General features: G+C 56.0%; 4 protein-coding genes and 1 pseudogene. 2 read left to right on the top strand and 3 right to left on the bottom strand.

The window, feature by feature from the left end; genetic code table 11:
• Positions 1 to 473: 473 nt before the first annotated feature.
• Positions 474 to 992, top strand: a complete 519-nt coding sequence (locus MBTS_RS21245) for a Ros/MucR family transcriptional regulator (protein ID WP_192216419.1) — start codon at positions 474 to 476, stop codon at positions 990 to 992.
• Between the two features lie 217 nt (positions 993 to 1,209).
• Here MBTS_RS21245 and MBTS_RS21240 read toward each other — a convergent pair whose 3' ends face one another.
• Entirely contained in the window at positions 1,210 to 1,566 is a 357-nt protein-coding gene (locus MBTS_RS21240) for a HigA family addiction module antitoxin (protein ID WP_192216418.1), read from the bottom strand.
• Between the two features lie 18 nt (positions 1,567 to 1,584).
• Positions 1,585 to 1,866, bottom strand: coding sequence for a type II toxin-antitoxin system RelE/ParE family toxin (locus tag MBTS_RS21235; protein WP_192216417.1), 282 nt, complete (start codon positions 1,864 to 1,866; stop codon positions 1,585 to 1,587).
• Positions 1,867 to 2,720: 854 nt separating this feature from the next.
• Here MBTS_RS21235 and MBTS_RS21230 point away from each other — a divergent pair.
• A pseudogene (locus MBTS_RS21230) lies at positions 2,721 to 2,819 on the top strand (IS6 family transposase); the annotation flags it as partial.
• A 209-nt stretch (positions 2,820 to 3,028) separates the two neighbouring features.
• On the opposite strand, the gene MBTS_RS21225 reads toward MBTS_RS21230, so the two are convergent.
• Positions 3,029 to 5,483, bottom strand: a 2,455-nt coding sequence (locus MBTS_RS21225; protein ID WP_192216416.1) for an Ig-like domain-containing protein, incomplete at its 5' end; no start/stop codon positions are given.

The raw sequence follows: 5,483 nt of genomic DNA, 5'->3' as shown, positions 1-5,483 counted from the left end.
TTCTGTTAGGCGCTCTTAGTGCTGGACCCTACCTGTCGGATGACTGCTATGGGTCGAGGCTGTGTGAAAACGCGTCTTGGGCTGATGTAGGTAGAAGAATTTCCTGCGCAAACCCTCGAAGGTCGCTGTCGCGGCCATTCGAGCTGATGTTTCTGAGTCTGTTATGGAAGATTGCACTCCCCCGTGGCGAAGTGCCGACGTTTTTACACAGCCTGGGTCGAAAGCGGAAACTCTACCACGCTCACTATGGGGGCGGCGCGAAGTAGGTCGTGATGATGCTGGCCTTACTGAAGCGCCTGGGGCGGTCTCCTAGCGCCCCGTGCTATGCAATCAGATCTTGGCAGCACTGAGCAGAGTTGATCGCTTTAGGTGGACGCCATCCAATAAGCTACATGAGTTCTCTTCGTCAGAAATGTTGTGTTTCGTACCAAAGTTACTCTATGAGGCGTCGACGGATCCTCAGAGAAAATACTATGGCCGACAGCACCCAAGATTTTCAGGCAACCTACATCGAACTCGCGGCCGAGATCGTCGCCGCCTACGTCTCAAACAACTCGGTTCCGGTCACCGCATTGGCTGACTTGCTGAGCAGTGTGCATGCTGCCGTCAGCGGTCTCGCGACCGGTGGAAACGGTGCAGTGGCTGAGGACAAGATCGAGAAGCCGACATCGGCCCAGGTCAAGAAGTCCATCACGTCAGACGCGCTGATCAGCTTCGAAGACGGCAAGACCTACAAGACCCTAAAGCGGCATCTGACGCTTCGTGGTCTGAGCCCGGAGACCTACCGCGCGAAATACGGACTGCCCGTTGACTACCCGATGACCGCGCCCAGCTACTCGGCGCAACGCTCAGCCCTTGCCCGGTCGCTTGGCCTTGGGCAGGTGCGGAAAGCGCCTCCCGCCGCCCCGGAGCAGCCAGTCGCTCAGAAGACCGCTGCGGCTTCTGAGAAGCCTAAGAAGGCGGGTCGGCCTCGGAAGACTGTCGCAGCTTAATGGGCATCCATAGACGGCGCCTAGGGCCGTCCTGAGCCCAACCAGAGCCGCTAGGAGAGGCGGGCTCAGCCCCGCCGCCCCGATCTGCTCACGGGGCCGGCGGGGTGGATCGTCCATCTCACAGTGAGCCGATACGCAACTTGGCTCGCCAGGATGATGCCGGCGAGCTGGTTAGCAGACGAACAAACAGGCTGAACCAGCCCGGCCCGGATCGGGACTAGGCCGCAACAGCCGGCAGCGGCTCGATGCGAGCCAGCTCCGGGCCGATCTCGGAAAGCAAGGTCTCACTCTCAAAATCGGCCTGGAGGTTGAGCCAGAACTGATGCGAGGTGCCGAAGTACCGAGCCAGCCGGAGGGCGGTGTCGGTGCTGATGCCGATCTCCTCCTTCACGATGCGCTCGATGCGTGAGCGGGGGAGGCCGAGCGCCTTGGCGACCGCTCCGGCGCTCAGCTTGAGCGGAACCATGAACTCCTCCCGCAGGAATTCCCCGGGATGGAGCGGCGCCAGGCGCCCGACGTCCTCCCCAACCTCGAAGGCTTGGCGAAGGGTGGTAATGCTGATCGTATCGGACATGACAGAGCCCTCCTCAGCTCAGTGGTAATCGGTGAACTCGACTCGTTCCGGGCCCGCATCCTTCCAGACAAAGACGATGCGGAACTGGTCATTGACAGCGATGGCATGCTGGCCGGCGCGATCTCCGATTAGGGGGTGAAGCCGGTTCGATGGTGGCGCCTTGAGGTCTTTCAAGTCGACGGCGTTGTGCAAGGCGCGGAGCTTGCGCCGGGCGACCTTGAAGAGGTCGGCCGGGAAGCCTTTCGGGCAGCGGCCCTGGAACACCGCCTCCGTCATCCGGTCGTGGAAGCTGCGGATCATCGGGCCGTCCGTGTTGCACTTTCTGATACGCGTATCACTTAGTGCAACATCAGTGTCAATCGAAATGCGCCACTCAGTGCAACAATCGGTAGAAGAGGGTTGAAGTCTGGAAACGAGCGAGGCTGACCGGACCTATAAGCTTCGCCCTTGCCCCACTCGACCCATCCAGGCCGACGACCGCAGCACGGATTGCCCGCAGGGAAATAGGATTTGCCACTAACGTCTTTCAAATTCAGTCTTTGCCTGCTCAATAATATTACCAACATTGTAAGAAATTGATTATTTAATGTAATCTGGTATTAATATAACAACAACTGTCAGAAGAAATACAAGCACTGTCAATACATATCCAAATTTGGGAAATATGTCTAGATAGCCTAACAAGAACGGCACTGAACTAGCAGCCAACGCCATTACAAAAATTCCACTTAAGTAAAAAACGCAAACAAAACAGAGCAAGGAGAATACTACTGGTTTGCCAAACCGATTAAAATCAAAGCGCATAAATCATACCTAACTTTTAAGCTATATTTATAAGCCGAGCTGACATTACGATTTTACATATAGAAGAGATACTAGACATGCAATATACATCAAATCCCTCTGTACTAAATATGACAGATGATTCAATGTGACCGAATTTCCTCACTCGCATTTGGCTCCGGCCGAGAAGCTTGGTTCCCACTGAAACTATGCTCTTGAGCCGTGGGCAAAAGACTGATCGTCACTTCATGATGACGGGACGCTTACTGTCATGCCCATGGGGTACGGCAACCTGACAGCATTGGCCGCGCGGAGCACTACCATAGCGGTAGGCCATCTTAGTTGTGGTGGCTGTCTCGTAGAGGATGTGACTGCGCAAAGGCTTTGGCTTCGCCGGCATGTGGACCGTCCGCGAGCAGAATAAGCTACTCGGGAATAGCTTCGGATTTCAGGTGGTCAACAAAACCTGAAAACCAAGCGGATACGATCTTTATGTGCATAAATTTCAGCCTGCGAAAGGCCCTTAAACTCCAGAGTACCTTCAATATTGTCGATAAAAAATGGCGCAAAGCGGATGGTAGATTTTCCACCACCTGCTCTGCGCCTGTCGTTTTTCCTCGCTTTGCCTTCGGCTTCTTTCGGCTGTACTGAAGTCAGTCGTTCGTATCAGTCGCCGCGACTAGAGGAGGAAGTCATTTGCGTGCAGGGCATCTACCACGTTCCTGAGAACGATCTGGAAGTCCGCCTTTCCGTTTCCATCCACGTCACCCTCGACGATGGTCGAGCCACCGGATTGGATTGTGTGGAGCTGTCCCGCCTCCTTGGTGAAAGCGCCCGCGCCGATAAACGAGAACGACTGGTCACCAGAAATTTTCGAATTGGCATCGATCGCGAACAGATCGATGTGGTCCGTTCCAATCTTGAAGTCCTGGATGATGTCGCGTGTCGCGGTTCCAGTGGCAGTATCGTTCAGTGTCTGGAAGGTGAAGGTGTCGCTTCCAGCACCACCGGTTAGCACGTCCCGGCCAAGTCCGCCGACGAGCACGTCCTTTCCAGCGCCTCCGAGGATGGTGTTGGCAAGTTCGTTACCGGTCAGAGTGAGGCCCTTTGAGCCAATGAATGACAAGGTTTCGATCTCTTGACCAGCAACCAGTGCGTAGCTGACGCTGGTATAGACGATATCGCTACCTTCACCGGCCGCCTCAGTCACCTGATCGTTCGCATTGTCAACATAGTATTTGTCGTTGCCAAGGCCACCGAACAGCGTGTCTGCTCCTGCTTTACCGTTCAGGATGTCATTACCGTCAGTTCCAACGAGCTTGTTGCCAAACTCGTTGCCGGTGAGCGTCAGACCTGTCGAACCCAAGCCTCGCAGAGTTTCGATCTCCTGGCCGGCCTTCAGTGTGTAACTGACAGATGTATAGACAGTGTCTTTACCCGCATTAGCGGCTTCGGTCACTAGGTCGTTCACGTTGTCGACATAATAATCGTCGTCGCCAAGCCCCCCGAACAGCAAGTCTGCTCCCGCTTTACCGTTGATGACGTCGTTCCCAGACGTTCCAACGATTCTGTTGTCAAACTCATTGCCGGTGAGCCTCAGACCGACCGTTCCTGAGGCGCGCAGCACCTCAATCTCTTGGCCTGCCATGAGCATATAATCCACGCTCGTCCGGACAGTGTCAGTACCTCCATTAATTGCCTCAATTACTTGGTCATCAACGTTATTGACCAAGTAGGTATCGTCGCCGCCCAATCCGATAAAGGTTTCGGCTCCCGCAGTACCACGGAAGGTCTCGCTTCCTTGCGTTCCAGTATATCCGTCTATCTTCAGAGTACCAGCAGGATTTACAATAAATCCGTCAACATCGAATGGGTTACCATTTAGATCGGTAATCACAGCTCCATTGGCAGAAACACTTTCTACCCTAATATCACCGGCAACCTGATCGACCAGTACTGTGTAATCAAAAGTAAGGGTTGTCGAATTTGACTTAGACTGGTTGTAGCTCGCGGTAGCTCCGTTGCTCAGGTTTAAGACCAACCCAGCAATGCCGGCTACACGTACTGCCTCAGATATATCGAAAGCGAAAGACACTGTTTGACCAGTAACCAACGTTCCTGATCCATCTGCGATACCAGGCCCAGATACAGACACAGAAGCCACTGTCGGTACCTTGGTATCTACGGCGTAGTCGGCGCTGGCCGCCACGGTGCCGGTGTTGCCGGCCGCGTCGGTGTAGCCCGTGGACAGGCTAATGACGTTGGCGGTGGCTTCCGTGCTGACCGCCGGGGTCAGCGTCGCGGTGTAGGTCACCGCTCCCGTGACTGGGTTGGTGCTGGCGGCGCTCAGCCCGCTTAGCGTGCCGTTGCCGGTGGTCAGGTCGCTGAACGCGAAGCCCGTGACCGCCTCCGAGAAGGTGATCGTCACCAGGGTGGTCTCACCAGCGATCAGCGCGCTGTCGGCCAGGGTGATCGTGGCGGTCGGCACAATGGTGTCGACCGTGAATGGCGTGCTTTGCGTGCTTGGCTTGATGTTGCCAGCGACGTCCGTTGTGATGGTGGTCAGCGTGTAGGTGCCGTTGGTAAGCGGATCGAGACCCGTGTCGGCGAAGGCCAGGGTGTATTGGCCGCTGCTGTTGGCAACCGCCGTACCAACAAGTTCGCCGTCCAGGAACACACCGACGGTCGCGCCGGCCTCTGCCGTACCTGTGAAGTCCGGCGTGGCGTCGTTAGTGATCCCATCGACAGCAGCACTGTCGGAAGCCACCGTCAGTCCAACAGTAGAGGCGGTTGTCTGACGATCGACGACGACGCCAAAGCTCTCGCTCGCCGTGTTGCCGCTCGGGTCCGTGACTGAGGCCGTGAACGTGTAGTTCGTACCCGCAACTCCAGTGCTGGAAAGGACTCCGCTGGTATTGGTCGTGAAGGTACCATTCGCCTGAACCTGACCGATCAGGGTGGTGACGAGCTGGCTACCATTCATCACGTCCACGGTAACGAAGGCGCCGGTGGCAGCCCCGGTGACCGATCCACTCACGGACAGAGTGTTATCGCGAGTGATGTAGTCCGTACCACTTGAGCCGAGGTCTTCAGAGATCGAGAAGTTACCAAAGACCGGGGCGGCCTGGTCGACG

This window comes from Methylobacterium bullatum (assembly GCF_014845095.1).
Lineage (GTDB): Bacteria > Pseudomonadota > Alphaproteobacteria > Rhizobiales > Beijerinckiaceae > Methylobacterium > Methylobacterium bullatum.
Note: the sequence above shows the minus strand (reverse complement) of the source record. Positions and strands in the feature narration are given on the sequence as shown.